The sequence below is a fragment of the Edaphobacter modestus genome, assembly GCF_004217555.1.
Taxonomy (GTDB): Bacteria; Acidobacteriota; Terriglobia; order Terriglobales; family Acidobacteriaceae; genus Edaphobacter; species Edaphobacter modestus.
The window spans coordinates 1,152,669-1,177,553 of record NZ_SHKW01000001.1; the positions used below are offsets into that span (position 1 = coordinate 1,152,669).

Consider the following 24,885-nt stretch of genomic DNA (forward strand, 5'->3'; position numbering starts at 1 on the left):
CTTTATAATGACCATGTGGCACACTCCTCGCAGCACTCACGACGATCCCCGGGCCATACCCTGCTGATCGATGCCGACGATACCTTATGGGAAAACAACGTCTATTTTGAGCGCGCCATCGCCGCCTTCATCTCCTATCTCGATCACAAGGTGCATACCGCGGCGGAGGTCCGCGAACACCTCAATCACTGCGAACATGCAACGATTGCCGCCCATGGTTATGGTCTTCGAAGCTTCCGCCGTTCCCTTGTTAATTGCTTCGAACAGCTCTCCGGCTCCTCCGTCACCGACGAACAGCACCGGCGTATCCACGGGTTTGCCGACTTGATCGCGCATCACGAGATTGAACTGCTTCCCGGGGTCTCCGAAACTCTCGCCGAACTCTCAACCCGCCACCGGCTCATCCTCGTCACGAAGGGTGATCCCACGGAACAAACCGGAAAGCTCGAGCGCTCAGGTCTCGCGCCTAACTTCAGTGCTGTAGAAGTTCTCCCTGAAAAGCACGACCAGGCTTATCTCGCGCTCTCCGCACATCATCGGTGCGATGCAGCCTGCACATGGATGATAGGAAACAGTCCGCGCTCCGATATCAATCCCGCGCTCGCAGCCGGTCTTCATGCGATCTTCATTCCGCACAGCTTCACCTGGATTCTGGAACACGAGACCGTGCAACAACCTCCAGCAGGGCAGCATCTGCTCGAACTGGCTGCCTTCTCCGAGCTGCTGAACCACTTCTGACATCTGGGTCTATTTTCTTGCTTTGCGCATCTAATCGGTAGATCATGTCGCCTGCCATCGCCAACCTCAGCAGCCAGCGGAACCGCTTCCTCGCCTTCGTCCAGCGAAGGGTACACGACCGTGCCGCGGCCGAAGACATTCTTCAGGCCTCCTATGCACGTGCCTTCTCCCGGGCAGGCGCTCTCAATGCAGATGAGTCGGCAGAGGCCTGGTTCTTCCGTATCCTGCGCAATGCCGTCATCGACCACTATCGCCACCAAGCCGTCGAAACGCGCTCCTTCGCATCTCTGACTCCCGAGACCGAGCTACCGTCGTTCGTACCCGATCCAGCTCCGGCAAAGATCTGCGGCTGCGTTCATGACGTACTCGAGCAGCTTCCAGCCTCTTACAGCGAAATTCTGCGGAAGGTCGACCTGGAGGAAGCTCCCCTCGATTCCTTCGCACAACAATCGGGAATCACATCCGGAAATGCAGCCGTACGCGCTCATCGAGCTCGACGCGCCCTTCGGAAGCAGCTCTCCCACCATTGCGGAGCCTGCGCGCAAACCTCCTGCCTGGATTGCAACTGCCGGCACAACTCCCCACAGACGGCTGCAACGTCCGGGCATTGATCTCTATCCGCCCGAAGATCAAAGTGAGCGATTACTTCTCATCGGCATAGATCTTCACCTCGATCGCCCCACCCTCGACTACTCGTCCGCGATACATCCCAGGAGTATTGAAGCTCCATGCCAGCTGCCCATCCGGCGCAACTGCGATCACGCCGCCATCACCGTGGATCGCCCCCAGTTCCTTCTGCACCACCTCGTCGGCTGCGTCCTGAAGCTTCATGCCCTTGTACTGCACCAGCGAGCAGATCGTTCGCGCGACCGTAAGCCGGATGAAGTACTCGCCGGTTCCCGTCGCCGACACCGCGCAGGACTGGTTCGAAGCGTACGTTCCCGCGCCGATAATCGGCGAATCCCCGACTCTCCCCCATCGCTTCGCCTGCGTCCCTCCCGTTGAGGTTCCCGCGGCAATATTTCCGTTTCGATCCAGAGCCACCACTCCAACCGTCCCGTATTTGTGCGCATCCGGAGGCTCAATCTCCGCCAGCCCCCCGGACGGCGCCGGAGGTACGCCTTGCGGTCTCGCCGGCACCGGCGCGCCCTCCTTCTTCAACTGCCGGATCAGGCTCTGCCATCTTCGTTCCGTGAAGAAGTAACTTGGGTCCACCTGCTCAAGCCCCACGCTGGCGGCAAACTGATCCGCGCCAGCACCAATCAACATCACGTGGGGCGACTTCTCCATCACCGCCCGCGCCAGCGAGATAGGATGCCGTGTCCGCGTCACCCCCGCCGCCGCCCCAGCCTTCATCGTCGCCCCGTCCATCACCGCCGAATCCAGTTCGTTCTTGCCTTCGGCAGTGAAGACAGCGCCTCTACCGGCATTGAAAAGCGGATCGTCCTCCATCAGCCTGATCGCAGCCTCGACCGCATCCACCGAACTGCCGCCTTTATCGAGCACATCTGCCGCCCCCTGGATAGCCGCCCTCAGGGAAGCCCGATACGCCGCATCCGTCTCCGCACTCATCGATCTGCGCTCAATGACACCCGCGCCTCCATGCAGCACAATCGCCCACTTGTGCTTCGCCTCCGCAGCCGCTGCTCCCCCCGCAGCTGCGCTCGAAGCAGCCATCACCCTCTCCGTCTGCACCGCCCCTGAACCACCGGCAAAAATCGTCGCCGCAATCACGCCAATCCGAAGCCCTGTCCGCATACGCATCGCTCACCTGTCGCAAATCGAAGAAATTGGAGGAGCCATGAGTCTACCGTCTCGACTTCCCCACCGCATCCACTTCGAAGAGCAATTCCCTGTGGCACTTAGACATGCAAAAAGGGGCTGCGGAATGCTATACTACGTTTCGGATTGCTCACCGCTCTTTACTGGCACCTGCAGTGCAGAGCCTATGCGGAGGTGGCGAAATTGGCAGACGCACAAGCTTGAGGTGCTTGCGCCGCAAGGCATAGGGGTTCAAGTCCCCTCCTCCGCACCAATCCAAAACATTCCTCGGAAGGCACTGTTCCCGATGATCATCGCTCTCGTTATCCTGCACGTCCTGGTTGCTGTTTTCCTAGTTGGCGTTGTTCTGATTCAACAGGGCAAATCCGCCGACCTCGCCGCAGCCTTCGGAGGTCAGGGCTCACAGACCGCCTTCGGCCCTCGCGGAGCCGCCAACCTGCTCACCCGCATGACGACCTATTCGGCGATCATCTTCATGCTCACCTCGGTCGGCCTCACGATTCTGCTCTCGCGCGCGTCGGATCGCTCCGTCCTCTCCGGCCACACTCCCACGCAGCAGCAGCAGAGCGCGCCGAAAAAGTAACGGGACTCCAGTCCTCACCCATAACGCAGGCCTCGCGCCTGCGTTTTCTCTTTTCCGTATGTACTCTTGATGCATGATCCACGAGATTCTCCCCGTCGGCCTTCTGCAATGCAACTGCTCCATCCTCGGCGACGAGACCTCACGCGAGGCCATCGTCATCGATCCCGGCGACGATATCCCCGTCATTCAAGCCACGCTCCAGCGCCATGGCCTCACCGTAAAGTCCATCCTCATCACGCACGCGCACATCGACCACATCGCCGGCGCCCACAAGCTCAAGCAGCTCACCGGGGCCCCCATCTACTACAACGAAAACGATCTCCCGCTCGTAAAGATGATGGACGTGCAGGCCTCGTGGCTGCGCATGCCCGTTCCCGAGGTCGCCCCTCCCGATAGTCCTCTTCGCGACGGACAGGTCATCTCCGTCACCGGCATCGAAGGCACGGTCCTCCATACTCCGGGCCATACCCAGGGCAGCGTCTGCCTCTATCTACCTCAGAACTCTCTTCTGATTGCAGGCGATACCCTCTTCGCAGGCTCGGTCGGCCGCACCGATCTCCCCGGAGGAGATACCCGTCAGCTCATCCACTCCATCCGCGACCGACTCCTCACCCTCCCCGACGAGGTAAAGGTCGTTCCCGGTCACGGCCCAAATACCACCATCGGCGAAGAGCGGGAAGATAATCCATTCCTTCAAGACACTTATTATCAATAGCTTGAAGAAAATAAATAACGTATCACCTCATCCGAATCAAAAAGATAAACCCGGATGGAAAGACGTTATTGGTCAGCCCCTCGCCTGCTGAGCAATCTCACGAAGCAGGGGCAGCACGTCCCCCAATGCAACCGCATTCGCGTCGCGCGAACCCAGCGCGAAATAGAGTTTGCGATAGAGCCGGTACAGCGGCTCATAGCGTTCCACCCCCTCGGGATCGGGAGAAAACGTCCTGAAGGGGAGACACAGCTTCTTCTGCGCCGCCTCAATCGTGGGAAAGACTCCCGCAGCCACAAAGGCGACAATCGCAGAGCCGAGGCTCGTCGGAGTTCCATCCGGAACCAGCACCGGCTTGTTCAGCACATTGGCATAGACCTGGTTCAGCATGGCATTGTTTTGCGGAATTCCTCCGCCGTTTATCACACGCTCGACGGGAACGGAATGTTCCGCCATGCGTTCCAGAATGATCCGTGTGTGAAATGCCGTTCCTTCGATAGCCGCGAACAGCTCATCCTGCGCCGTGTGTACAAGGTTCCATCCCAGGGTGACACCACCCAGCTCGGGATTCACCAGGACGGTACGGTCTCCATTGTCCCAACTCATCCGCAACAAGCCGGTCTGCCCCGGCTTGTACGATTCCAACCCCTGCGCGAGATCCTTTACCGTCTTGCCGGCACGCCGCGCGATGCTTTCGAAGATATCTCCCACCGCCGACAGACCGGCCTCGATTCCAGTCAATGCAGGATTCACACTCCCCGGCACCACCCCGCACACACCTGGCACAAGCTCGCTCTCGTGGGCCATGGCAATGATGCACGTCGACGTGCCCACTACATTGACCACGTCCCCTTCCCTGCATCCGGCGCCCAGCGCGTCCCAGTGAGCATCGAAGGCGCCCACGGGAATTGGAATCCCCGCCGCCAGTCCCATCTTCGCGGCCCATGCTTCGCTCAATCCGCCGTAGATGTGGTCGGAGGTCAGGTACTCTCCGCCAATCTTCTCCCGTATGCCCTTCAGCAGAGGATCGACGGCTACCAGAAAGTCCTCCGGCGGAAGGCCTCCCCACTTCGGGTTCCACATCCACTTGTGTCCCATGGCGCAGACACTGCGCTTCAGCTCTGCCGGTCTGCGGACACCGGTCAGTGTCGCGGCAACCATATCGCAATGTTCCAGCGCCGTGGCGAATCGGGAGCGCTTCGCATCATCGGCATGCCGCAACCAGTGCAGCAGCTTGGCCCAACCCCACTCATGGGAGTAGACGCCGCCGCACCAGTCAATCGCTTCCAGTTTCCTCTCATGAGCTTTCGCGGTGATCTGCTGGGCCTCGCGATGGGCGCGATGATCGCACCACAGGTAATAGTCGTCCAACGGCTCCAGCGCGTCGTCCACCATCACCACGCTGGAACCGGTCGTATCCAGCGCCAGCGCCAGAACATCTTCGCCCCGCACGCCCGTCTGCTCCAGCACGCCTCGCGTGGCTTTTACCAGCGCGTTCATCTGGTCTGCGTGAGACTGGGTCGCGAAGTCCGGATCTTCCCGCCTCCGATGAAGCGGATACTCCGCAACCGCGGTTCCGAGCCGACCTCGTTCTGAATCCAATAGCGTCACACGTACGCTCAGCGTTCCAAAATCTGCACCAGCTACAACCGCCATCGTCTCCACCCATCGCCTTTAGATCACAGTATTTTGTCCGTAGGTCGCCTTTGCGCCATGTTTGCGGAAGTAATGCCGGTCCAGCAGAGCCTCCGACACGCCACACTGCGAGTTCAGTAATACGGTCATGAAGGCCATCTTCGCAACCGCCTCCAATACGACTGCATTGTGAGCCGCGTCATGCGGGTCCCTGCCCCACGCAAACGGCGCGTGTCCGGCGACCAGCGCCGCCGGCACAGCAAGAGGATCGATCCCCGCGAACCGTTCGATAATGGCCTTGCCCGTATTCAGCACGTAGTCGCCGTTAATCTCATCGTCCGTCAGCTCCCGGGTACAAGGCACCGGCCCATGGAAGTAATCGGCGTGCGTTGTACCCAGGGCAGGAATCTCGCGGCCGGCCTGGGCCCACGCCGTTGCATGCTCGCTGTGGGTATGGACAACCGCACCGATATTCGTGAAGGCCTTGTAGAGTGCCAGGTGCGTCTTCAGATCGCTCGAAGGATTGAGTGCTCCTTCGACGACTCTGCCCGTAAGATCGGTGACCACCATGTGCTCAGGTCGAAGGGCATCGTAATCGACGCCACTTGGTTTGATCACCACCAACCCGTCCTCGCGGCTTATTCCGCTGGCGTTGCCGAAGGTGTACAGCACCAGGCCACGACGAACCAGCTCCAGGTTGGCTTCCAGTGTGGCCTCTTTCAACTTTTTGAGCATGTTCTCGTCCTTGTGTGTCAATCGCAGTTACGAAAAGACCAATCTCTCCAGCGAAACTCTAACTCACTTGGGCCGCCTGTTGTCCCTCCGATTCTTCCATCGAAATCAACCAGGGGCAAATGATGGAAGAATATCCCCCACAGGATCGAAGTGGAGAGACCTGCATCTCGCGTTCGCGCTTCAGCAAAAAGGCCGCGGATCCGAAGGCGTTTAGGATAGATTGCATCGATCTATGCCCAGCTCAAAGCCAGCGGCAGGCCAGCCAAACGCCGGCATACGAAAACTTCGTCTTCTTCCGCTCCTCGCCGCGACCTACTTCATGGTGTCCGGCGGGCCATACGATCTGGAGGACATCATTGGCTTCGGCGGATACGGCCGCGCGCTGTGGCTTCTCTGCCTCCTCCCCTTCTTCTGGAGCTTTCCCACCGCGCTCATGCTCGGCGAGCTGGCCTCTGCCGTACCCGCGGAGGGCGGCTTCTACGCCTGGGTGCGACGAGCGATGGGGCCATTCTGGGGCTTTCAGGAGGCCTGGCTCTCCCTTTCGGCCTCGGTCTTCGACATGGCCATCTACCCCACAACCTTCGTTCTCTATCTCTCGCACCTGGCTCCCTCCCTCACGCGCGGACATCGAGGCATTCTTCTCGAACTGGCCGTTGTGGCTGCGGCGGTCATCTGGAACCTGCGCGGCGCTGCGGCCGTAGGCGAAGGCTCGGTGCGGCTTTGGATCTTCGCCATCTCTCCATTCCTCATTCTCATCGTGGCGGCGATCTTCATGGGCCTTCGCGGAGCACACGGCACCTTCGGTGGTCACGCCTCCTTCGCCGCGCCCGAGGGCAAGGCGTTTTCGACCGCCATCCTGGTGGCGATGTGGAACTACATGGGCTGGGACAACGCCACAACCATTGCCAATGAGGTCGAAAACCCTCAGCGCAACTATCCTCGCGTCATCCTCCTCGCGGCAGTGATGGTGATGCTGACCTACGTCGTCCCCATCGTCGCCGTGGCCTGGGCCGGCATCCCCGCCGAGAGATTCTCGACCGGGGCGTGGGTCGATGCGGCACATATCCTTGGCGGATCCGCACTCGCAGTTGGCGTCGTCCTCGCCGGCTCGCTCGATGACTTCGGAACCTTCAGCAATCTCACGCTCTCCTACACGCGATTGCCCCATGCGCTGGCAGAGGACGGATTCCTTCCCTCCATCTTCACCCGGCGCCTGCGGAACGGCTCCCCCTGGGTCTCCGTCATTGCGTGCGGTCTCTGCTGGGCATTGGCTCTCGGCTTTTCCTTCGAACGTCTCATCACCATCGACCTGGTTCTTTATGGTTTGTCCATGATTCTGGAGTTCGTAGCCTTGGTCCTGCTGCGGCGAAATGAGCCTCACCTGCCCCGTCCGTTCCGGATTCCGGGCCCGGACTGGGTTCCCGTCCTTCTCGGTCTCAGCCCGGCTGCGCTGACAGTTTATGCTCTCTACGCCTCTCGCACCGAAACCGTCGCAGGCATGTCGGCGCTGACATTCGCTCTGCTGATCGCCGTGGCGGGCCTGCCGCTCTACGTTGTCGTAAAGATCTCTAAACAATCCCGCAGCAATCGTCGGGCCGATCTGAATCCTGAATCGTGAGAACCTTCGAAACTGCACACGGAACACTCTAAAAAAGAGGTCGGACCGATCCATTCCCCGATACGCCTAACCACCCATAGGACATATGACCGATTGACATCTTCACAGTACTGTAATGAAATCAAGCCACTCAGGAAAACACAACCAGTTAGAAAAATTGCTTCTCTTGTCTGCGATCACTCTGGAACCTCATTCGATTCTCATTTTTCAGAAACAAAGGCCTCGGTCTCTGCCGGGCATCACTGCGTAATCGGCAACCCAAGCAAGGAGTAGCATGTCGACCAATGTTTCACGACAGGATCCGCGTTTTCCAACCCTCAGGAAGAGCCACAATCTTCGCTGGCCAGCCTCTGAGGCGGATTCTGTAGGCCGTATCGAGATCTGCGAAAACCCTGACGACGTAGCCGAAGCCCTGCAGAAAACCGTTCGTGCCGGCCTTCGCCCCACCATTCGTTCAGGCGGTCACTGTTACGAAGATTTCGTCTGCAACAATCCCGGCGGGGTGCTGCTCGATGTCAGCCTGGTCAACGGCATGGACGCCACCGGCAGCGGACACACCTACAAGATCGGCCCGGGAACCCGGCTCGGCGACGCCTACACGCGACTCTATAAGGAATCCGGCGTGACGCTGCCCGGAGGATCCTGTTACGGAGTCGGAGCGGGCGGCCACATCTCCGGCGGCGGCTATGGCGTGCTCAGCCGTCTGCATGGACTCACCGTCGACTGGCTCTCCGCCGTCGATATCCTCACCGTCGATGCCTCCGGAACCGTAGTGCCTCGCCGCGTGGACAAGAAGAAAGATCCCGACCTCTTTCGCGCCTGTCGCGGAGCCGGTGGCAACAACTTCGGCGTCATCACGGCCTACTACTTCGATAAGCTGCCTCAGGCCCCCAAAGAGGTCGTAAACGTCGGCATGTCCTTCCCCTGGGAAGACATGACCCCCGAACGCTTCGAGGCCATCCTCACGACCTATGGCCACTATTACGAGACTCGGGGGAAAGATCCCGACACCTGGGGCATGTTCACCGCCCTCGGACTCTCCCATCGCAATTCGGGCCGCATCGGAATCTCCGTCCAGTTCTGCAATCCCGACGGAACCTGCGACGACCTCACCGTCCTCAACGAGTTCATCGATCTCTTTCAGCCCTGCAAGCCTGTCGCCGCCGAGCCCCAGACGATGGATTCCCGTCACAGCGCCAACGCGGGGAACGCTCGCATCCTCACCAGGCCCGACGGAACTCCGCTGCCCTGCTCCGGACCGCACAACATGAATCGCATCTCCTGGTACGACGCCACCGTGCATGGAGATGTAGGCGGAAATACTCGCGCGAAGTACAAATCCAGCTACATGAAGCGCACCTTTACCTCGGCCGAGGCCCGCACCATCTATAAGCACCTCAATCGCGAGATCCCCGGCGTCGAGCTCAGCGGCATTCTTGCCGTCGACTCCTATGGTGGTGCCGTCAACCGTCCCGAGCTCGCCGGCGAAACCTCCATCCCGCAACGCGCCTCCGTCATGAAGCTGCAGTTCCAGACCTATTGGCGGAATCCGGCTGACGATGCCGGACGGCTGCAGTGGATGCGCGACTTCTATACCGACCTCTACTCCGGTCCGGACGTTGACCAGCCCCACAAGGGAACCCCCTACCACAATCAGCAATACGAAGGCTGCTACATCAACTACCCGGATGCCGATATGCTCTCGTATCCCTTCTGGCCTCAGCTCTATTACGGAGACCAGGGACTCTATCCGTTCCTCCAGGGGGTCAAGCGCAAGTACGACCCGAACAACATTTTTCACCATTCCATGTCGGTCCGCGCCTGACAGCGCCGGTCGATACAGCGGTTTCGATTTGAAGAACCTGGTTTTGCCTTAGATTCAAGACTCTTCGACACGGAGGCTTCTTTGGTACCACGTTTGAAGGCACCGTTGTACAGACAACTACACGACCTGCCAGAGCGAGCGTCCCAGACGACATTCCGGCAGGCTGCCGCAACAGGCCTTCCCCTGTCCGGCGGAGAAGACCGTCATCCCGGCCGGTCCTGCCTAAGCGCACGTACATCTCCAAAACCCCTTCCGACGGGCGCCAATGCGATTAGCGCCGGCCTTGCGTTTTCGATGGACAGACCATCGCAACAAAGCTCACAATTTGGCTTCGAATTTATCCACGGACGGCATCATCCGATGCCGTCGGCTAAAAGCAGCCCCATCCCCCTAAGGAGGAACCTCCACAGGAAAAGCAACACCGCTGGAAGCGTCAGCGAAAGCCGCGCCAGCGTAACTCATTCCCATCTACGGTCAAAGACACAAAACAAAACGTTGGGATACAGCGAAGTTCGGTTCTGCCGAGTTCATGCTTCCTTTGGCCCGCTCTCATGAGCGTCTCGCGGAAGTCCCGAATGGGACCTCTCCCCGGGAAGACAGGTCATGGAAAGATGCAACCGCCGATGCTTTGCCCCACCGTGCAGCCGTAGAGCAAATACCTTACTGAGCACGAATTTTCGAGGAGACACCGATGCAACGAAGACCCATCACTCTAAGTATCCTGTCCGTCATTCTCCTGGTGGTATGTTGCGCTGTATCCAGAGCGCAGACCATCACCGGAAGCGTGAACGGCACAGTCACCGACCCTTCAGGAGCCGTAATCCCGAACGCCAGGGTCGCCGCAACCAATACTGAAACCGGCGTCGCCACGGAGACGACAACCAACAACGACGGTATCTACAACATCCGCTTCCTGCAGATCGGAACTTATAAAGTAACGATCACCGCGCAGGGTTTCGCCACAACGACCTACGGCCCATTCGCGCTTGAGACAGGCCAGAACGCGAAGATCGACGCCAAGCTTGGACTGGAAAACCAGCAACAGAAGGTCTCTGTAGAAGCTGAGGTAACCCCTCTACTGAACACCGAGAATCCCACCCTTGCCACCACGCTCGACACCCGCGCCATCGAGAACATTCCGTTGGTCGGTCGGAACCTGACCGCCATCACCATGTTCCTTCCCGGCTCGGTCAGCACGCAGCCCAACAGCTTCGTTAGCAACGCGGCCGTCTCTGGACCGCTTAGCGGCAATAATATGAGCGGCCAGGCCAGCGGAGCTTCCGTATCTATCAATGGCAACCGTCAGCAGGCCAACCAGTACCTCCTCGACGGTATGAACGTCAACCAGACCCTTGATGACACCCAGGGTTACGTCCCTAACGTCGATGCCATCGCCCAGGTTCAGGTCATCTCCGCCAACGCCAACGCCGAGTATGGGAACGTCAACGGTGGCGACATCCTCTACCAGACCAAGAGCGGAACCAACAACTGGCACGGAAGCGCCTTCTACTTTCTGAACAACTACAACCTCGATGCCAACAGCTGGTTGAACAATCGCAACGGCGTCGCAAAAAACTCCTACACCCGCAACCTCTTCGGCGGCACCTTTGGCGGGCCTGTTATCAAGGACAAGCTGTTCTTTTTCGTCGCCTATCAGGGTGGTCGTTACCATCTCGGTGGCACCCAATCGGCAAGCGTCTTTACCCCGAGCATGCGCCGGGGAGACTTCTCCGAACTCCTGAACCCGGCTATCATGGGCGCGGGCAGGACCATTCAACTCTACAATTCGACCCAGGCCGGTCTTCCCGCCTACGCCAACAACCAGATTCAGGTCACCAACCCCGCTGCACAGTACCTCTTTGCCCATCCGGAGCTCTATCCACTTCCGAACGCCACGCCAACGGCCGGTTCGCCAACCCAGAACAACTACCGTGGTCTCCAGAAGCTGCGTAACTATGGCGACCAGTTCGATGTGAAGATCGATTGGAAGGCGGGCGAGAAGGACAACATGCTCTTCCGCTACTCCCAGATGAACAGCGGACAGACCACTCTGAGCGCCTTGCCTACCAGCTTCAACAGCGCCCCCACCTTTCCCTTCCGAGGCGGGGCGTTCAACGAGGTTCACCAGTTCAGCTCCTCGGTCATCATGCTCTTCCGCTACTCCCAGATGAACAGCGGACAGACCACTCTGAGCGCCTTGCCTACCAGCTTCAACAGCGCCCCCACCTTTCCCTTCCGAGGCGGGGCGTTCAACGAGGTTCACCAGTTCAGCTCCTCGGTCATCAATGAGTTCCGTGCTGGCTATACCCGCATTCAGAACAACGGTGCCGTCCTGCTCGACCCCAGCGGTGCCTTTGGCTTGAACGGCAACAGCCTCCTCGGCATCCCTGGCAGTCAAGCGTTTGCTGGCTTCTCTGCTCTTGCAATGCAGAACTCGGCCAGCCCCCAGGGCATCCAGGCTGCCAACGGATCGACTGACTTCAGCATCGGAACAGCCCCCTCTCTCGGCAACGCCAATACCGGAACCAACTACACCCTCAACACCTTCCTCTACGGAGACAATCTCACCTGGTCCAAGAGCCGGCACACCTTCAAGTTCGGTGTCCAGTATCTACGCCAGCAGCAAAACAACTTCTACCCCGGCAACGATGGCTCTCTCGGAGGCTTCTACTACCTCGGCGCCGGAACCGCGAATGGAGCTAGCGGGGGATACACCGGAGCTGACTTCGTCCTGAACCGCGCCGGCTTCGTCAGCAAGGGCGGCGTCTCCGGACCGGTCGGTATGCGCTCCTGGCGAAGTGCCTACTTCGCGCAGGACGACTGGAAGGTCACACCAACCCTCACCCTCAACATCGGTTTCCGCTACGAATTCGTTCAGCCGATCTATGAGGTGAACAATAAAATGTCAACGATCGATCCGGCCAACCCATCGGTCATCCTGCTTGCCGGTTCGCCGCAGGCGCGGGCCGCTGGTTACAACCGTGCCCTCGTCGATCCCTACTACGGCAGCGTGATGCCACGTATCGGCTTCTCCTGGCAGGCGGCTCCCCGTCTGGTGGTGCGCGGCGGATACGGCATTCAGAACTTCATGGAAGGAACCGGTGCTAACCTCCGCATGACCACCAACCTTCCCTTCCAGGGCTCCTATCAGGCCAGCGGTCTTCAGTCCAACGCGCCTGGGGGAATCCCCGGACAGTTCTTCACCGTGCAGAGCGGATTCGGTGCTGCAAGCGGCACGGGTGCAGCAACCGGCGTCGTCTATAACGTCTGGAACAAGAAGATCAAGCCCGCCTTCATCGGCGAGTACAGCTTGACCCTCGAGTACCAGGTCAGCAATACGGCCTCCTTCCAGATCGGCTATCTGGGCGAGTCCGGACAACACCTCATCACTGCCAACCGGCGGAATCAGCTTGCAGCTCCATGCGGGTCGTTCCCGCTCACCGGGTCGCCACAACCCGCAGGATGCCCCAAATCTCCCTTCCAGGACACCCCGGGCGTAGGCTACACCGGCAACATCCGCTTCACCGACTCCAACGCCATGATGAACTACAACGCCCTCCAGGCGAGCTTCCGTCAGCGCCTGGCCCACGGTCTGACGTACATCGCAAACTACACCTATAGCCGTGCCATGACCAACAGCATCGGCTTCTACGGCGCACCCGGCATCAACAACCCCAGTGCTTACGCCCAGAACGTCTACAACATGCAAGCCGAGTACGGCCCCACCGGGCAGGACGTTCGCAACGCTCTCAACTTCACCCTCGTCTATGACCTTCCCCTCGGTCGCGGACGCAAGTACGGCGCGAACATGCCGCGCGTTCTAAATTTGGCCGTGGGCGGATGGAAGGTCGGCATGACCGGCATCGCCTACTCTGGCTTCCCTGTCACCCTCGCTGCAAACAACAACTCTCAAGTGGGTAGTGGAGCCCAGCGTCCAAACAAGTATCGACCGCTGAAGGTAGCCAATCGTTCCATCAACAACTGGTTCGGAACCGATCCATCCGCAATTCCCTGCCTTACGGCGGGCGTCGACAACGGTGTCTGCGCATACGGTCAACCGGCGTCCGGTACCTTCGGTACCTCCCGCCCCGGCTCTGAGCGTGCCCCCAGCTACCAGACCTATGGAGCCTCGGTCACCAAGGACTTCACCGTCTGGCACGAACAGCAGATCAACTTCCGCGCCGACGCCGACAACCTGTTCAACAGCGCGTTTCTCGGCAATCCTCAGAACAACATCACCAACACCCAGTTCGGCAATATCTTCAACCAGGGTACGCCTGTCCGGTCCAACCCGCGGACGATGCAGCTCTCCGTCAAGTACCACTTCTAACCCTTAAATAATTGGCCCGGACTCTCTCGCGAGAGTCCGGGCCTTTTTCTTTGCCCAACCTATCTCAACAGTCCAACCCGATAAAACAGAGCACCCCTCACCGGGCCTGCTAAACCACGCAACCGCCTTCCCACCGTCATCGGCAAGCGGCCTCCTCACTCCGTCATTGGCAAGTTGCCCCTCACCCCGTCATTCTGAGCGAAGCGAAGAATCCCAGTATTTTTGCAGGATCATTCCGGCAGAACCTCCCATCGCAAAATCCTGTCAACCCCTGAACCCCTCTAAAACACAGAAAGTAAACCAAATCCAAATGCCGATTAGTTTCCTTCGAATCGCTACAATTAAAAGCGAGGAAGAGAATCCGTGAACAACCTCGGATTCTCCTCTAAGCCGTTATTATTGAATATTTTAGGGGTTAAGCCTTTTGTTTTGAATATTTTGCGAGACGATTTTCGATCAAACCGCTCAAAATAAAAGATTTATCAAAACAGATGGGAGGGTGCCTCACATCCGTTCCGGCGCTTCGATGCCAAGATACCCGAGTGCGCGAACCATCTCCCGCTGCGCGACCGCGGCGGTCGCCAGGTACAGGCCACGCTTCGTCGGGTCCGTCTCGTTGAGAATGTGATGCCGGTGATAGAAGTTGTTGAACTGCTGTGCCAGTTGAAAGGCATATCGGGCAAGATAAGCGGGCTCTGAGGTGGAGATACACTGCTCGATCATCAGCGTGAGCTTCGCGGCCAGCAGCCATGTCTCCCACACCGTAGTTCCCTCTTCGCTGTCCAGCAGTCCCTTCAGGTCGAGCGTTGCGAACGCTGCAAGCGAAGCCTCCTCCGTAGTATTCGCCTTGCGAAAGATATTCGCGGCCCGGACGATGGCGTACTGGATGTAAGGTCCCGTCTCGCCCTCGAAGCTGAGCGCATCCTTGAAGTCGAACGCAATCACCGTATTCCTTGTGTAGCGCAGCATGAAGTATCGCAGCGCGCCCACGCCGATCTGGCGAGCGATCGTATCGCGATCCGAGTCCCCCAGATCGGGATGACGAGCATCGACCTCGGTCCGCGCCGCGGCGATAAGCTGATCCAGCAGATCGTCCGCTTTCACACCGAAGCCCTTGCGTCCGCTGACCTCGATGTAAGCTCTCTTCTGGTCCTCTTCGCTGACGGTATAACCAAGATCGAGCGCGCAGCGCGGAGTCAGCGCCACCATCTCGTAGGAGAAGTGCGTGTAGCGGTCAGCCTCGTCGGTGAAGCCCATGCCGCGCAACGCCTGCACCACCTGCGTCTGCGGATCGTTCTGGCGCGAATCGATGACGTTGTAGATGGCTTCGGCGCGCCCGAAAACGGGATGTCCAGGCTCGCTTTCCGCCTCGGTCGAGATCCAGCAGGTATGCGATGCATACTCGTGAAACTTTCTGTAGCCAAAGTCCTTGCCTGGCAGAAGACCGAACTTCCAGAGGTGATAGGCAATGTCCTTGCCGACATAGGTAACAGTGCCATTCGATCGCACGATCACCTTCGCGTCTTCGTCGGGGCCATCGCTTCCCTGCTCCGAAGATGCTTCCGCGGAGCCGCTCACCGGCGCGCGCCGCATGACCCAGCATCCCTTGTTCTTCCCTGCGGTTTCGAAGTAGAGAACGCCCTTCTCGACCATAAGCTGGCGCGCAGCGTCCCAGAAATGGAGATGAAGGATCTCACTCTCTCTCGGCAGAAAGTCATATTCGATCGAGAGCCGTTCCATGGTCTCAAGGTGGCGTCGGAGAACGGCGGTCGCGATCAGGTCGGCAATCTCTGCAGTCTCGTTGCCTCCATGCTCGATGGCATGCAGCGTCTCCAGACGAAGCTGCTTCCGCGCGGCCGCTTCGTCCGCATCCGCCGTATACCACTGGGAGACCCGGGCATAGAGGTCCCAGCAGTAGAAGTCGATACGCTCTCCCCTCGCAGAAAGATCGACGAGGAGTTTCCGCACACCTGCAAGGTTCAGACCTTCCCGGTGGACAAGACCGACGACGACATCCGCGACCTGAACTCCGGTGTTATCGATGTAGTTTTGAACGCCAACCTCGTATCCGCTCTTGTAGTCGTCGGAGCGAAGCAGCCGCTGAAACGTGTCGCCGAGAATAGCGTTGCGAAGATGACCGATATGCGCGGCCTTGTTCGGATTGATGCTGGTGTGCTCTACAAGACGAAATCCAGCACCTCCGATATCGGCGTGCCGGTCCCGGGCAATCTCTTGAGCGACCGCGGAACGCTTCAGCCGGACATTCAGATACCCCGCTCCAGCGACCTCAATGGAGCCAACCCCTTCCGGCAACGCAGCGGAGAGTTCCGCGGCCAACTCTGTGGCAATCGCCCGCGGCGCCTTGCGAAGACGTTTGGCGAGCTCGAAGGCTACAGGCAAAGCCAGTTCGCCGAGTGCAATCGAAGGAGGCTGCTCGACGGCAAGGTTGGCAAGAGTGATCTCATACTTCTCAGCGAGAATGGCCTGGATTCGGGCCAGAAGGGATTGTTGAACTGTGCGATACATGCTTCGGGGTCACCGCTTATTTGACTTTGCTTCAGTTTACGCGACGGTCGGGGGAGAACACCGACCGTCGACCTTGTATTCCGTCGTTACAAAAAATAAAAAAACCAGTGCCCTTCGCTACAAAGTTCTGGCGCCGGGGTTTTCCGCTATGGAAGTTCTGTGGGCAGCGTCTCGATCTCTTCGAGCAGCGGTGTATGGTTGTGAATCCGGATCCGGTGGATGAGGAAGATCAATCCACCCGCTCCTGTTACGGAGATAAGCATCCAGGCATGAATCGCCAGGCCAAAGACAGCGGAAAGAGCCTGCGTAGATCCATGGCTGACCAGCGAGGTCTTCACTGCCCATTCAAACGGTCCGATTGCGCCGGGCGAACTGGGCAACATGTAAGACAGATTCGCGAACGAGACCGCCTCCCATGGTCCCAGAGCATCAACCGCGAGCCCAACGAGGTGAATCGCGGAGACGAAGATCATCCCCTCGCAAAACCATATTGCAGCGCTTTGAACAAGGAGAACAATATTCCCCGCAACGCCCATCTGCCGAAGCGTGCTGATGGCCAGCAGGAGCCAGTGCTCGGCCTTTTGAATAAACCTGTTACGGGGAAGCGCCGAGAAGAGCTTGCGAGCCGGTATCTCCAGCTTTCCAGCTCCAAACATAAGGATCAAAAGTCCAACCGAGGAGACGATGAGGGCAGCATCCGCCCCGCGTCGAATCTTCAGGGGAAGATCGGCTCCCGCCGTGCGAACAAAGATCAGTCCTACGACGAAGACATCAAGCAGCTTTTCGAGGATTACCGTACTGAAAATGACCGAGGGCGCTGCGCCCAGATCCGACGCGTACGTGAAGATACGCATGATGTCGCCAATCCGCAGAGGCATAATGTTATTGGCAGCAAGCGACGTCATCAAAACCCGCGCACATGGACCAAAGTGGGCGCCGGTAGAGCGCAACATGCGGGTCCACCGTACGCAACGTAATGTGTACCCAGCCACGGTGAAGCCGAGGACGCCGAGCATCCAGACCGGGTGAACCAGGCTTAAAGCACGAAACTCAGACGGATGAATTCCGCGGAACGTATACCAAAGAAAGAAAGCGCTGACAAGAAGGCCGGGAACCGTTTTGACGAGATTGCGAGAGCGCGTCTGAGTCATCGAGGTTTGCAAAATAAGCGGGTCGTCTGCCTTGCGATAAGGGATGAAATGAAACTTTCTTATTGTAACGTCACTATTCTCTACCGATCGAGTAGCCAGAATCGCAAGGAATACGTCTTAACCAGCAGCGCGTTCTCACTTGGGGGCGCAACGGCGAGATCCTAAATTCCCTGGACGCGGTAGAGTTCCGCAGCCGGACCACGCCGTAGAAGATCAAACCTGGAGTATCCGATACTTGGCAACCTCGGTAGTTTCGCTTCTCAAAAATGCTCGCATTACGTCCCGTGATGCGGAGGAGGTACGCTGGCGGAATGAGCAGGAGAATCGATCTGCGATTCACCTGGTGACGGCTCTAACAGTCGTTGCATTCCTCATCCATGGCTATCATCCGTTCGCTGAAGACGGAGGACTCTACCTGGCGGGCATCAAACGAGTGCTTGAACCTGGGATGTATCCGCTTGAATCGGGATTCGTCCTGGGCCACCTCCGTTTTTCAATCTTCGCTCCTGTACTCGCTCTGGCAGTACGGATATCGGGCGCAAAGCTCGAAACCATTCTGCTGTGGCTCTATCTCGGAACGATCTGGATGACCTTGTGGGCAGGATGGCTTATCGCGAAGCGCTGCTTTCAGGGAAGGAGATGCGTGGGAGCCGTGGCACTGCTCGCAACCTGGCTGACCATGCCGATCGCCGGAACTTCGCTGATGTTGATGGACCCCTACGTCACGGCGCGAAGCATTTCAACGCCGTGCACCATGCTGGCCCTGGTCTATGCATTCGACTTTCTTACGCAATGGCATAGGTACGGCGAGTTGGATCGAGGGGCTATGGCTAAACTTGGCATCGCCTTGGCTATCGCCGCTCTCATGCATCCACTGATGGCCGCATACGGCTTTGGTTGCGTGCTCGCATTGGGCGTAGCAGTGACACGCCGGCGGAGAACGTGGCTCATCGGAATGGCGGCGATCTGCGCCTCAGCCATCGCGGTCGCACTGATTCTGCGAATGGTCGGCCAACCAGAGAGCGAGAGTTACAGGCAGGTGGCCATGTCCCGCTATTACTGGTTTTTGGAAGAATGGCACTGGTATGAGTGGATCGGTCTCGCCGGACCGCTGGTCATTCTGGGGTACACAGCGCTTGGGCTTCAAAGAAAGAGCAAAGGTCCTGCCCAGATTGCACTGGCGCGCATGTGCATTGTTGCGGGGACGGCCGCTGGATTGGTGGCCCTTATCTTTGCGCGACCCGATGCAACGAATCTGCTCGTAGCGCGGTTGCAACCGCTGCGAGTCTTTCAGATCATCTACATCGTGATGATTCTCTTCGTCGGTGCACAGCTTACAACGTGGCTTGGAGATAAAAAGCTTCTGCGAACTGTAACCTTCACGGCTTTGGCGGCGATCATGTTCACCGCCGAACGCGAAACCTTTCCGTCCTCCGCTCATATCGAGTTACCCATCGAGCGACAGAACAACGAATGGGTCCAGGCGTTCGAATGGATCAGAAGCAACACTCCGAGAGGAGCCCTCTTTGCACTGGATTCCGACTACATCACACAGCCAGGTGAAGATGCCCAGTCTTTCCGCGCAATCGCCGAACGCAGCGCGTTGCCAGATTATTCCAAGGATGGTGGTGAAGCCGCGATTACACCATCTCTCGCAGACGCCTGGAAGGCAGGTCAGGTCCGCCAGTCGCGGCTGAGCGAACGCACCGACAGCGATCGAATCGCTTCCCTGAAACCTGCGGGAGTAAGTTGGATTGTGCTTTCACGAAAAGCCGTCACAGCATTCCGATGCGATTACGCGAACGCCGCGGTGAAAGTCTGCCGTCTTCCGGCGGACGATGCAGGAAAAACCTTTGCGAGCACTTCGTCGCCACTGCCTCCGGCCAAACGATAGAGGATGGAAGATCTCAGTAGGAAAGCTGTTATTTGAAATTCCACGTCGAAGAGTTAAGTAATCTTCGACGTGGCAAGCAGCAGCGCATCACCATTTGCACTGCGGGATGTGCTAACTTGGAGATGTGGTCTGAGAGCGTAGCTCAGTTGGTAGAGCATCGCCCTTTTAAGGCGTTGGTCCTGGGTTCGAGCCCCAGCGCTCTCACCATCTCCTCCTTCAAAAATCATCTCCTTTGGCTTCGCTTCATGCCTGCGAAGCCGGAAATGTCTGTTCGACTCCCTGCTCAAGCGTGGTGAAGGAATCTTCGTATCCGGCTGCCCGAAGACCCCGGACGTCAGCCTCGGTGAAGTGCTGATAGCGGTTCTTCAGATCGCCTGGGAACGGAATGTATTCGATCTTGCCCGGACCATGCACTCGCATGAGAGCCTCGGCGACAGCCTTGAACGTCCGAGCCTGACCGGTACCGGCATTGACGATCGCCCTCACATCTCGTGGGCCACTTTGGCCGGGCAAAAGACCGGAGAAGAACATGTTGATGCGGGCAAGATCGCCGACAAAGACAAAATCGCGCCGCTGTTCTCCGTTGGCATATCCGCCGGAGCCCTCGAACATCCGAATCGTGCCTGTATCTTTCAGCTGCTTCGTAAAGTGATGCATCACGCTGGCCATGCGTCCCTTGTGCTGCTCACGCTGGCCATAGACGTTGAAATAACGCAGGCCGACCACGGTGCTTTTGATCTCCGGAATAAGACGGCGGACGTAGTTATCAAAGACCAGCTTGGAGTAGCCATACACATTGAGAGGACGCTCATTCACAGGAATCTCAGTGAAGCTTGTGCTCGCACCGTAGACCGCCGCAGTCGAAGCGTAGACGAACGGAATCTTGTGCTCGAGCGCGAAGTGAAGGAGTTCCTTCGAGTGGGTGAAGTTGTTGTCCATCATGTATCGGCCGTCATCTTCAAGCGTGTTCGAGCAGGCTCCCTGATGGAGAATGGCACGAACTTTCGAACCATCGATCGCGCCGGATTTCACGGCTTCGCGAAACTCTCGCTTGTCCATGTAGTCGGCGAACTCCGCTCCCTCAAGATTGAGGAACTTCGGGCCGCTCAGATTGGGGGCCGGAGCCAAATTGTCGACCACAAGGATGTCCTTGTGGCCCGCCCGATTGAGCTCGTGGACAAGATTGCTTCCGATAAATCCGACTCCGCCGGTAACGATGATCAATTTTCTCTCTCCTGTGTGGCGATTAATTTTCTGACGATGTTCGTGGTCGAAAATCCTGCGACGGTAGGCACGATTTCCACACGCCCTCCGAAGGCGAGAACGTCTTCATGACCGACCACGGTCTCAATCGTGTAGTCGCCACCTTTGACGAGCACATTGGGCTGCAGCGCTCGAATGAGTTCCCGAGGTGTGTCTTCTTCGAAGAGGACGACAGCATCCACGGATGCGAGAGCGGCCATCACTCTCGCTCTCTCTCGCTCGCCGACAATAGGACGTGTTGGCCCCTTGAGGCGGCATACGGAGGCATCCGCGTTGAGCCCAAGCACCAGCTTGGTCCCGAAACGCCTGCAATCCTCAAGCAGTGTGATATGCCCGACGTGGAGCAGATCGAAACAGCCGTTGGTGAAGACAATGGTCTCGCCCGAGGCACGCCACTCAGCCACTCGCTTGACAACGCGATCGCGATCGAGAATCTTGTCGCTTGCGGTGAGGCCGGTACTTGGAGTGAGTGCGGCAATCAGCTCGTGCTGTGCAATCGGGACCGTCCCCATCTTGCCGACGACAATTCCCGCCGCGAGATTCGCGAGATCGATCGCCGTTTCGACCTGGAGTCCGCCCGCCAGACTGGCGGCGATCGTCGCGATCACGGTATCGCCCGCACCAGAGACATCGAAGACCTCACGCGCTCTCGCCGGGGAGTGATATCGGCGCTCCGGCCATAGCACTCCAATTCCCTTCTCACTCATGGTGACGGTCAGAAACTGAAGTCCATGCCTGGCAACCTGGTCTTGCCCTGCGTCCAGCAGCGCATCGATCTGATGCGATGAGATTCCAGTGGCGAGCGAGAGTTCCCCCAGGTTCGGGCACACGGATGTGGCGCCGGAATATTTGCTGAGGTCAGGAGTCTTGGGGTCTGCGAGAACCGGGATTCCCTTCGCTCGCGCGGCGCGAATCACGGATGCGCAAAGCTCACGCGATAAAGCCCCTTTCGCGTAGTCCGAGAGCACGACAGCGTGAACCTTGTCCACGAGCGAGGTTGCGCGGTCGATAAGACGTTCCATCTCAATCGCGGGTGGAGCATCACGACTCTCTATATCCAGCCGCAGGAGCTGCTGCATTCTGCCAACGATCCTGGTCTTTGAGATCGTCGGCAAAGAGCTGGTCACAACCCCCACCGCATCGACACCAGCGCGATCGAGTATAGCCTGCAACTCGCTCTGTTCGGTGTCGGAGCCCCAGAATCCGGAGAGAATCGCCTGGCAGCCGAGCCCCGCCAGGTTTACCGCAACGTTCGCTGCTCCTCCGGCTCGCTCATAGCGCTGCGCATGGCGCAGGACAGGCACGGGTGCCTCGGGAGAGATGCGGTCGACTTCGCCGTGAATGTAGCGGTCAAGCATGATGTCCCCCACCACAAGGACCTTGAGCTTAGAGAATCCGCCTTCGAGTAGGTTCAGAATGGAATGAAGTTCCGGCAACATACAGTAAGTGTCAGCTCCTTCTCTTCCATCATCGCATCTCTGCGCGAGAATCGTGTGAATACAACGATTGGGTCAGCCGCATCGCGTCAATCCAGCAACGCACGAATCTGTTCAACCACTTCATCCACGCGGATGGATGTGAGGCATCGTTTTTTTTCGACGATGCATGTCTCAAGACCGCATCCCCAGCATTCGGTCTGGTGATAGACCACCCTATGGCGCCGACCGTAGGGAAACCAGACACGAGGCTTGTTTCGAGCCGCAAAGATTGCGACACAGGGGGTCTGCACAGCAGCCGCGAGATGCATGGGCCCGCTGTCGTGACCGATAAAGATTCGCGCCCTGCGGAAGGCGGCAGCGCTCTCTCTCGGCTTCAGCCGGCCGCAGAGATTTACGACTTCGCCCCCTCCCGCCTGACGCCACCCTTCCGCGGCAAACTCGCTGGTGTCGCTCTCTTCGGCAGCGCCGCTCAGTGCAAGAGCGTGGTCGGGATAGATCGTGGCGAGCCGTCCAAGGAGAGCTCGCCAGTTTTCACGACCCCAGTCCTTGGACTGCACCTTGGTCCCGACGCTGACTGCAATCAGGGGCTTGCTGACGAGAGATCCAAGAGCGCCGTCGGCACGGGCAAGCTCTTCCTTCGTGAGATGAAGATCCCAGCTCTCAGGGTCGCCTAAATGGCCATCGCCCAACTGTGCGATGTTGCGCACAAGGCGAGCTGCTTCAGGCTCGAAGGTCTGTGTGGCGTCGTCCCAATGATTCCGTTGCATCGCTTCCGTCACCGGAATGCCGATCGCGTGGCGAATACCGCAGAACCGGAAAAAATTCTCGTCGCGTCGCGCGGAGTCCACACCACGAGCCGAACCGAGGTAGACAAGAACGTCGGGCCGCCAGCGAAAAAGGGTCCACCATAGACGTGCGAGATCGCCTAAGCTGCGGGTTCCCACCGTGTATCGAAAGTAGCCATCCACCAGCCCCGCGTGCTCCAGAATCGCCGCGGCTGGCGGAGCTTTCACGTTCACAGGGACATTCGTCAACATGCGTCTTTCGGCCTTGGGAAACGCCCGTGCCACCAGATGGAGCGCAGGAAGCGCCACCAGGGTATCGCCCAAACTGCCAAGCCGATAGATCAGCACCCGGCGGACGGAACTCTGCTTTTCGTTCGTCAAGGTTGTGGTCATGTTCTGACACTAGTCTGCTGCTTCAGACCGTTCCTCGCAAGAGGCAGCGACCGCAAACTGGTAAAGTCTTCCGTGGAGCTTCCTGATCTTCCGATGCCTGACGCCTTCTCCATCACCCGCATGCACGACGAGACCACGCAAGCGTGGCACGAGCCGCGCGGTCGGATAGAATCTGAAACTGAAGACCTTTCAAGCGTGATTCTCGCGCAACACCGCGCAAACTTCGACCTTTGGCACGAAGAAGATAAAGCACGAGATCCGGAAGCAACCGACCATGAGATCGCCGAAGTAAAACGCTCCATCGATCGACTGAATCAACGTCGTAACGACCTGGTGGAGAAGATCGATACAGAGCTGCTCCGAAGTCTTGAAGAAGGACTACGATCCGATACCGATACTCCCTTGCACTCCGAAACTCCAGGTATGATGATCGACCGGCTTTCTATCCTTGCACTCAAGATCTTTCACACCCGTGAAGAATCCACGCGCGAGACCGCAACGGATGCACATCGCCAGCGCAACGGCGAACGGCTGACCCTTCTCGAGGAACAAAGAAGCGATCTCGCTCAGGCTCTCGACGCTCTTTTTAGAGATTTGACGGAAGGCCGCCGACGCTTCAAGCTGTACCGGCAGATGAAGATGTATAACGACCCGGAGCTGAATCCAGTCGTTTATAAAAGCAAGGGGTAACACATATTTGTCCCGCATCGGGAGTTCCCGGCAGACTTACACTGATGGGCAGTTGACCTCGGGCCCGTGGCTGCGTATAAATCCGAAAACCGGAATAAATATAATTCGGTCAGCCGCTACAATCGCAGACTGAGGAATGCGCCTCCAAGGCGAGACGAAGAAAACCATGGCACAAACAGCAAAGACCGTAACTGCTTCCAAGCGCTCCCCCCGCACCATCGCCGGTGCGGTTTCCCCGGCAGACGATCCAGCCCAGGCCCAGATTCTCGCAGACTACGAGGCCGCCGTCCGATTGATGCAGGAAGGCAAGTTTGAAAAGGCGAGATCGTCGTTCGAGAAGCTCCTTGCAGCAGGAGCCGGAAACCTGTCCGACCGCATCCGGATGTACATCAGTGCATCGACCACCCAGCTTTCCCGGGCGAAGGCGTCCTTTGCCAGCCACGAGGAGCACTACGACTACGCCGTCTCCCTGCTGAACGACGGACACTATGAAGACGCGCGAGAACAGTTTCAGGAGATCCTGAAGCACAAAGCGGATGCCGATTACGCGTTCTATGGGCTAGCCGTGCTCGCGTCGATGACGGGAGATTCGCATACGTGTCTCGAGCACCTCACCGAAGCCATCCGGCGCAATCCTCGTAACCGGATCCAGGCACGCTCAGACTCCGATTTTCAGGATATGGCGGACGACCCCCGCTTCACGGAGTTGCTCTATCCCGAGGTCTAGCAGACTCTGATTCGCAAACACCTTGGTCATACGCTGTTGCCTGCTCCAGTTACCATGGA

Annotated in this window: 18 protein-coding genes and 2 tRNA genes; 12 read left to right on the forward strand and 8 right to left on the reverse strand. The window is 58.4% G+C overall.

Features of this window, described 5'->3' with window-relative positions; translation table 11 throughout:
- Positions 1-15 precede the first annotated feature (15 nt).
- Entirely contained in the window at positions 16-738 is a 723-nt protein-coding gene (locus tag BDD14_RS04820) for an HAD family hydrolase (protein ID WP_130417808.1), read from the forward strand.
- Between the two features lie 44 nt (positions 739-782).
- Complete coding sequence (locus BDD14_RS04825; RefSeq protein WP_130417809.1) at positions 783-1,349, forward strand: RNA polymerase sigma factor; 567 nt, start codon at positions 783-785, stop codon at positions 1,347-1,349.
- A gap of 31 nt (positions 1,350-1,380) precedes the next feature.
- Here the strand turns inward: BDD14_RS04825 and BDD14_RS04830 are convergent, their stop codons facing one another.
- Positions 1,381-2,496 (reverse strand): isoaspartyl peptidase/L-asparaginase family protein, encoded by a 1,116-nt coding sequence (locus BDD14_RS04830; protein ID WP_242617740.1) that lies wholly within the window; start codon positions 2,494-2,496, stop codon positions 1,381-1,383.
- 192 nt (positions 2,497-2,688) lie between these two features.
- Between BDD14_RS04830 and BDD14_RS04835 the strand changes: the two genes are divergently transcribed.
- The 3 genes from BDD14_RS04835 to BDD14_RS04845 all read left to right on the forward strand — a co-directional run bounded on the left by BDD14_RS04835 (position 2,689) and on the right by BDD14_RS04845 (position 3,818).
- Positions 2,689-2,773, forward strand: a tRNA-Leu gene (locus BDD14_RS04835).
- A 33-nt stretch (positions 2,774-2,806) separates the two neighbouring features.
- Positions 2,807-3,103 (forward strand): preprotein translocase subunit SecG, encoded by a 297-nt coding sequence (secG, locus tag BDD14_RS04840; RefSeq protein ID WP_130417810.1) that lies wholly within the window; start codon positions 2,807-2,809, stop codon positions 3,101-3,103.
- Positions 3,104-3,176: 73 nt separating this feature from the next.
- Positions 3,177-3,818, forward strand: coding sequence for an MBL fold metallo-hydrolase (locus BDD14_RS04845; RefSeq protein WP_130417811.1), 642 nt, complete (start codon positions 3,177-3,179; stop codon positions 3,816-3,818).
- A gap of 72 nt (positions 3,819-3,890) precedes the next feature.
- Here the strand turns inward: BDD14_RS04845 and BDD14_RS04850 are convergent, their stop codons facing one another.
- Both BDD14_RS04850 and BDD14_RS04855 read right to left on the reverse strand, forming a co-directional pair.
- Complete coding sequence (locus tag BDD14_RS04850) at positions 3,891-5,471, reverse strand: ribulokinase (protein WP_130417812.1); 1,581 nt, start codon at positions 5,469-5,471, stop codon at positions 3,891-3,893.
- Positions 5,472-5,489: 18 nt separating this feature from the next.
- Entirely contained in the window at positions 5,490-6,185 is a 696-nt protein-coding gene (locus tag BDD14_RS04855; RefSeq protein WP_130417813.1) for an L-ribulose-5-phosphate 4-epimerase, read from the reverse strand.
- 232 nt (positions 6,186-6,417) lie between these two features.
- On the opposite strand from BDD14_RS04855, the gene BDD14_RS04860 reads away from it, so the two are divergent.
- The 3 genes from BDD14_RS04860 to BDD14_RS04870 all read left to right on the forward strand — a co-directional run bounded on the left by BDD14_RS04860 (position 6,418) and on the right by BDD14_RS04870 (position 13,958).
- The gene (locus BDD14_RS04860; RefSeq protein WP_130417814.1) at positions 6,418-7,803 is read left to right on the forward strand and encodes an APC family permease; all 1,386 of its coding nucleotides are present in this window, start codon (positions 6,418-6,420) and stop codon (positions 7,801-7,803) included.
- 274 nt (positions 7,804-8,077) lie between these two features.
- A complete protein-coding gene (locus BDD14_RS04865; protein WP_130417815.1) occupies positions 8,078-9,628 on the forward strand; it encodes an FAD-binding oxidoreductase in 1,551 nt (516 codons plus the stop codon).
- A gap of 691 nt (positions 9,629-10,319) precedes the next feature.
- Positions 10,320-13,958 (forward strand): outer membrane beta-barrel protein, encoded by a 3,639-nt coding sequence (locus BDD14_RS04870; RefSeq protein ID WP_130417816.1) that lies wholly within the window; start codon positions 10,320-10,322, stop codon positions 13,956-13,958.
- A 504-nt stretch (positions 13,959-14,462) separates the two neighbouring features.
- Here BDD14_RS04870 and BDD14_RS04875 read toward each other — a convergent pair.
- Together BDD14_RS04875 and BDD14_RS04880 are read right to left on the reverse strand one after the other, a co-directional pair.
- On the reverse strand, positions 14,463-16,484 hold the full coding sequence (locus BDD14_RS04875) for an arginine--tRNA ligase (protein WP_130417817.1): 2,022 nt from the start codon (positions 16,482-16,484) through the stop codon (positions 14,463-14,465).
- A gap of 146 nt (positions 16,485-16,630) precedes the next feature.
- A complete protein-coding gene (locus BDD14_RS04880; protein WP_130417818.1) occupies positions 16,631-17,635 on the reverse strand; it encodes a lysylphosphatidylglycerol synthase transmembrane domain-containing protein in 1,005 nt (334 codons plus the stop codon).
- Positions 17,636-17,870: 235 nt separating this feature from the next.
- Here BDD14_RS04880 and BDD14_RS04885 point away from each other — a divergent pair, with 235 nt between their 5' ends.
- Together BDD14_RS04885 and BDD14_RS04890 are read left to right on the forward strand one after the other, a co-directional pair.
- Positions 17,871-19,529 (forward strand): hypothetical protein, encoded by a 1,659-nt coding sequence (locus BDD14_RS04885; RefSeq protein ID WP_130417819.1) that lies wholly within the window; start codon positions 17,871-17,873, stop codon positions 19,527-19,529.
- 131 nt (positions 19,530-19,660) lie between these two features.
- Positions 19,661-19,736: transfer RNA gene (locus BDD14_RS04890), tRNA-Lys, on the forward strand.
- Between the two features lie 36 nt (positions 19,737-19,772).
- Here the strand turns inward: BDD14_RS04890 and rfaD are convergent.
- The 3 genes from rfaD to BDD14_RS04905 all read right to left on the reverse strand — a co-directional run bounded on the left by rfaD (position 19,773) and on the right by BDD14_RS04905 (position 23,409).
- A complete protein-coding gene (rfaD, locus tag BDD14_RS04895; protein WP_130417820.1) occupies positions 19,773-20,753 on the reverse strand; it encodes an ADP-glyceromanno-heptose 6-epimerase in 981 nt (326 codons plus the stop codon).
- On the reverse strand, positions 20,750-22,231 hold the full coding sequence (rfaE1, locus tag BDD14_RS04900) for a D-glycero-beta-D-manno-heptose-7-phosphate kinase (protein WP_130417821.1): 1,482 nt from the start codon (positions 22,229-22,231) through the stop codon (positions 20,750-20,752). The genes rfaD and rfaE1 overlap by 4 nt, the downstream gene beginning before the upstream one ends.
- An 86-nt stretch (positions 22,232-22,317) precedes the next feature.
- Positions 22,318-23,409, reverse strand: coding sequence for a glycosyltransferase family 9 protein (locus tag BDD14_RS04905; protein WP_130417822.1), 1,092 nt, complete (start codon positions 23,407-23,409; stop codon positions 22,318-22,320).
- A gap of 93 nt (positions 23,410-23,502) precedes the next feature.
- Here BDD14_RS04905 and BDD14_RS04910 point away from each other — a divergent pair, with 93 nt between their 5' ends.
- Both BDD14_RS04910 and BDD14_RS04915 read left to right on the forward strand, forming a co-directional pair.
- Positions 23,503-24,099, forward strand: a complete 597-nt coding sequence (locus BDD14_RS04910) for a DUF4254 domain-containing protein (protein ID WP_130422724.1) — start codon at positions 23,503-23,505, stop codon at positions 24,097-24,099.
- A 166-nt stretch (positions 24,100-24,265) separates the two neighbouring features.
- Positions 24,266-24,826 carry a tetratricopeptide repeat protein gene (locus BDD14_RS04915; RefSeq protein ID WP_130417823.1) on the forward strand — a complete coding sequence of 187 codons (561 nt, stop codon included), beginning with the start codon at positions 24,266-24,268 and terminating at the stop codon, positions 24,824-24,826.
- Positions 24,827-24,885 lie beyond the last annotated feature (59 nt).

Bases quoted from the DNA above. Each gene is read 5' to 3' on its own strand.
- BDD14_RS04825 (WP_130417809.1), top strand. From the start codon at position 783: ATGTCGCCTGCCATCGCCAACCTCAGCAGCCAGCGGAACCGCTTCCTC.
- BDD14_RS04830 (WP_242617740.1), bottom strand. From the start codon at position 2,496: ATGCGGACAGGGCTTCGGATTGGCGTGATTGCGGCGACGATTTTTGCC.
- secG (WP_130417810.1), top strand. From the start codon at position 2,807: ATGATCATCGCTCTCGTTATCCTGCACGTCCTGGTTGCTGTTTTCCTA.
- BDD14_RS04845 (WP_130417811.1), top strand. From the start codon at position 3,177: ATGATCCACGAGATTCTCCCCGTCGGCCTTCTGCAATGCAACTGCTCC.
- BDD14_RS04850 (WP_130417812.1), bottom strand. From the start codon at position 5,471: ATGGCGGTTGTAGCTGGTGCAGATTTTGGAACGCTGAGCGTACGTGTG.
- BDD14_RS04855 (WP_130417813.1), bottom strand. From the start codon at position 6,185: ATGCTCAAAAAGTTGAAAGAGGCCACACTGGAAGCCAACCTGGAGCTG.
- BDD14_RS04860 (WP_130417814.1), top strand. From the start codon at position 6,418: ATGCCCAGCTCAAAGCCAGCGGCAGGCCAGCCAAACGCCGGCATACGA.
- BDD14_RS04865 (WP_130417815.1), top strand. From the start codon at position 8,078: ATGTCGACCAATGTTTCACGACAGGATCCGCGTTTTCCAACCCTCAGG.
- BDD14_RS04870 (WP_130417816.1), top strand. From the start codon at position 10,320: ATGCAACGAAGACCCATCACTCTAAGTATCCTGTCCGTCATTCTCCTG.
- BDD14_RS04875 (WP_130417817.1), bottom strand. From the start codon at position 16,484: ATGTATCGCACAGTTCAACAATCCCTTCTGGCCCGAATCCAGGCCATT.
- BDD14_RS04880 (WP_130417818.1), bottom strand. From the start codon at position 17,635: ATGACTCAGACGCGCTCTCGCAATCTCGTCAAAACGGTTCCCGGCCTT.
- rfaE1 (WP_130417821.1), bottom strand. From the start codon at position 22,231: ATGTTGCCGGAACTTCATTCCATTCTGAACCTACTCGAAGGCGGATTC.
- BDD14_RS04905 (WP_130417822.1), bottom strand. From the start codon at position 23,409: ATGACCACAACCTTGACGAACGAAAAGCAGAGTTCCGTCCGCCGGGTG.
- BDD14_RS04910 (WP_130422724.1), top strand. From the start codon at position 23,503: ATGCCTGACGCCTTCTCCATCACCCGCATGCACGACGAGACCACGCAA.
- BDD14_RS04915 (WP_130417823.1), top strand. From the start codon at position 24,266: ATGGCACAAACAGCAAAGACCGTAACTGCTTCCAAGCGCTCCCCCCGC.